3 protein-coding genes are annotated in these 2,631 nt (G+C 33.0%); 1 reads left to right on the forward strand and 2 read right to left on the reverse strand.

Annotated features, from left to right (window positions below):
- Positions 1 to 298: 298 nt before the first annotated feature.
- On the forward strand, positions 299 to 1,255 hold the full coding sequence (trhO, locus tag OEV82_RS15960; protein ID WP_263062429.1) for an oxygen-dependent tRNA uridine(34) hydroxylase TrhO: 957 nt from the start codon (positions 299 to 301) through the stop codon (positions 1,253 to 1,255).
- A gap of 52 nt (positions 1,256 to 1,307) precedes the next feature.
- Here trhO and OEV82_RS15965 read toward each other — a convergent pair whose 3' ends face one another.
- Positions 1,308 to 1,997, reverse strand: a complete 690-nt coding sequence (locus OEV82_RS15965; protein WP_173661766.1) for an LrgB family protein — start codon at positions 1,995 to 1,997, stop codon at positions 1,308 to 1,310.
- Positions 1,994 to 2,377, reverse strand: coding sequence for a CidA/LrgA family protein (locus OEV82_RS15970; RefSeq protein WP_173661764.1), 384 nt, complete (start codon positions 2,375 to 2,377; stop codon positions 1,994 to 1,996). The genes OEV82_RS15965 and OEV82_RS15970 overlap by 4 nt, the downstream gene beginning before the upstream one ends.
- Positions 2,378 to 2,631 lie beyond the last annotated feature (254 nt).

A 2,631-nucleotide genomic window follows, 5' to 3' on the forward strand; every position in this document is an offset into this window, starting at 1 on the left:
CTGTTTTTAATACGGACTCTATTTGGTCCCAGGGGCTGTTCGACCTTCCTTCACTTCTACTATAAAAAAATAGTAGCACAAACCTTGGCCTAGGTCTGTACTACTAATGTTAGTATGTTTTTATTCTCTAACGTTTTAAATTTTTTTAAAACGGATAGAAATATAAATAGAATTTTACCGATTTTCCCTTTTTACTGGAGAACTTTACTAAAACAAAATTATGTTAAAGACTATACAAACTATGTTAAAATAAAAAACAGTGACATTATATTTGGAGTATAAGGGAGCGAATTTAATAATGGATTATCGAGTATTACTATATTATAAATATGTAGATATTGAGGACCCGGAAACATTTACACAAGAACATTTAAAGTTCTGTAAAGATTTAGGTTTAAAGGGTCGTATTCATATTGGATATGAAGGAATTAACGGTACTGTTTCTGGTACGGTTGAGCAAACAAATAAATATATGGAAACGATGAAACAAGATCCTCGTTTTAGTGATATGGTATTTAAAATTGATGAGGCAGAAGGTCATGCGTTCAAAAAAATGCGTGTACGTTTCCGAAAAGAAATTGTGAACTTGAGTTTAGAGGAAGATATTAATCCGAACGAATTAACAGGTCATTATCTTGAACCTAAGGAATTTTTCAAAAAGATGCAAGAACACAATACGGTTGTGATTGATGTTCGTAATGATTATGAATACGATTTAGGACACATTCGTGGTGCAATTCGACCGGATGTGAAAACGTTCCGTGAAACACCTGAATGGTTCCGTAAAAATAAACATAAATTTGAAGGTAAAACGATTTTAACTTACTGTACCGGTGGTATTCGTTGTGAAAAATTCTCCGGTTGGTTAAAACGTGAAGGATTTGAAGATGTTTACCAACTTCATGGTGGGGTTGTTACTTATGGTAAAGACCCTGAAGTGAAAGGGCAAATGTGGGATGGTAAATTATACGTCTTTGATGAACGGATCGCTGTTCCTGTGAACCAGGTAGAACATGTTGTTGTAGGACGAGATTATTTCGATGGTGAGCCTTGTGAACGTTATGTGAACTGTGCAAACCCAGAATGTAATAAACAAATTCTATGTTCTGAAGAAAACGAACATAAATATTTACGAGGATGTACCCATGAATGCCGTGTTCACCCTAGAAACTTATATGTCAAAGAACATGGTTTAACAAAAGAACAAGTAAAAGAACGATTAGCAGCAATTGGTGAAGAACTAGTTAATGCATAACGAAACTAGAGGTTTTCTGCTTATTATGCAGAAAACCTCTTTTTATGTTGAGTCAGAATATAATAGTGATAAATATTGGAATTAAAAATGCGCTAAGAACAGCTGATAAGATCATCCCTGTTGAACTAATTGATCCAGTTGTTGCGCCGTATTCAAGTGCTTTAGATGTTCCAATGGCGTGTGATGCATTCCCTAATGCCATTCCTCTTCCTAATTCACTTTGAATGTTAAACCATTTAAATAGATATGGTCCGAGGATAATGCCTGAAAAACCTGCCATCATTACGAAGACAACGGCTAAAGAGGGAATGCCACCAATTTGATTGGCTACCTCTATAGCAATAGCACTCGTTATTGATTTTGGGATAGCAGAAAGGGTAACTTCATTAGAAAATCCTAACCATATAAAGAAAGATAAAATTGACACCATATTCACGATCATCCCTGTAAAAATGCAAGAAATAATAATTTTAAAATGCTTAATAATGAGTCCGATATGTTTGTATAAAGGATAAGCTAAAGCCACTACCGAGGGCCCTAGTAATTCATGGATCCATTTTCCACCTAACATATATGTATCATATGGAATTTGAAAAAGTAGCAGAAACATAATCACTACAGTAGTTGTAATTAAAGATGGATTCAATATGGGAAGTGGGTATTTTTTATATAAGTTAGTTGAGAAAATGAAGATTACTAATGTCACTATAATAAAAAGGATACTTGTTAGTATAATTTTCATGCCGTAAAATGATCCTCCCGTCCTACTGATTTTTTATTCCACTTTTCAGCAACAAAACCAGAACTTAACATTACAAGAACGGTGCTAAAAATAATAAGTAAAATTAGTAACGAACCCTTCCCTTGGAAAATATGAAAGTAATTCATAATCCCGACGGTAGCTGGTACAAAAAACAAAGTCATGACAGATAATAATAAGTTAGCCCCTTCCATAATCCATTTTTCTGGAATGATTTTTGTAATTAAAAGGAGAAATAATAATAATAGACCGATGATACTACCTGGTATCGGCAAATGAAGTACTTGCTGAATTGTTTCTCCAAACTTACAAATAATATAAATGAAAAAAATTTGAATTAAAATTATAAATAATTTTTTCATGAAAATCTCTCCCGAACTTTAATAACTTATTCGAATCAAGTTTATATTATAATAAACAACATAATATGAATTTAAAATAGTTTCAACAAGAAAGATTTAGGCAAATTAAAAAAGAACGCTGAATTAGCGTTCTTTCAGCTTGTAGACAAAGTCCCTAACTAGTGGCCAAATCTACAGGTTTTTTTTGTATAATAGGGATAGAATTCTTGGTTAACGGGGGAAATTTAGGATGTTATCGAAGCGTACAGACAATA

The organism is Pallidibacillus thermolactis, from assembly GCF_025660415.1.
Lineage (GTDB): Bacteria > Bacillota > Bacilli > Bacillales > Caldibacillaceae > Pallidibacillus > Pallidibacillus thermolactis.